The 647-nt window shown below is 49.5% G+C and carries 2 tRNA genes and 1 rRNA gene; all 3 read left to right on the top strand.

Going from position 1 to position 647, the window contains the following annotated elements:
* Positions 1 to 132 precede the first annotated feature (132 nt).
* A tRNA-Ile gene (locus ACNFBR_RS29250) sits at positions 133 to 209 on the top strand.
* Positions 210 to 233: 24 nt separating this feature from the next.
* Positions 234 to 309 (top strand) — tRNA-Ala (locus ACNFBR_RS29245).
* Positions 310 to 555: 246 nt separating this feature from the next.
* Positions 556 to 647: ribosomal RNA gene (locus tag ACNFBR_RS29240) — 23S ribosomal RNA — on the top strand; the annotation flags it as partial.

Below are 647 nucleotides of genomic sequence, written 5' to 3'. Positions count from 1 at the left end.
CGTAACAAGGTAGCCGTAGGGGAACCTGCGGCTGGATCACCTCCTTAATCGACGACATCAGCCTGCTGATGAGCTCCCACACGAATTGCTTGATTCATTGTAAAAGACGATGCTGTAACGCAACCCTGTTATAGGTCTGTAGCTCAGTTGGTTAGAGCGCACCCCTGATAAGGGTGAGGTCGGCAGTTCAAATCTGCCCAGACCTACCATTGCATGGTTCGGGCGTAGAATACGGGGCCATAGCTCAGCTGGGAGAGCGCCTGCCTTGCACGCAGGAGGTCAGCGGTTCGATCCCGCTTGGCTCCACCACTTTCTGCGGTAGATGTTGCACATGATCAGAAATTAGAAATGAACATTCAGTTCGAATGTTGATTTCTGACTTTTGTCAGATCGTTCTTTAAAAATTCGGATATGTGATAGATATAGACTGAACACCAGTTTCACTGCTGGTGGATCAGGCTAAGGTAAAATTTGTGAGTTCTGCGCGCAAGCGCAACGTACGAATTTTCGGCGAATGTCGTCTTCACAGTATAACCAGATTGCTTGGGGTTATATGGTCAAGTGAAGAAGCGCATACGGTGGATGCCTTGGCAGTCAGAGGCGATGAAAGACGTGGTAGCCTGCGATAAGCTTTGGGGAGTCGGCAA

The sequence above is a fragment of the Pseudomonas sp. NY11955 genome (genome assembly GCF_048068035.1).
Taxonomy (GTDB): domain Bacteria; phylum Pseudomonadota; class Gammaproteobacteria; order Pseudomonadales; family Pseudomonadaceae; genus Aquipseudomonas.
Note: the sequence above shows the minus strand (reverse complement) of the source record. Positions and strands in the feature narration are given on the sequence as shown.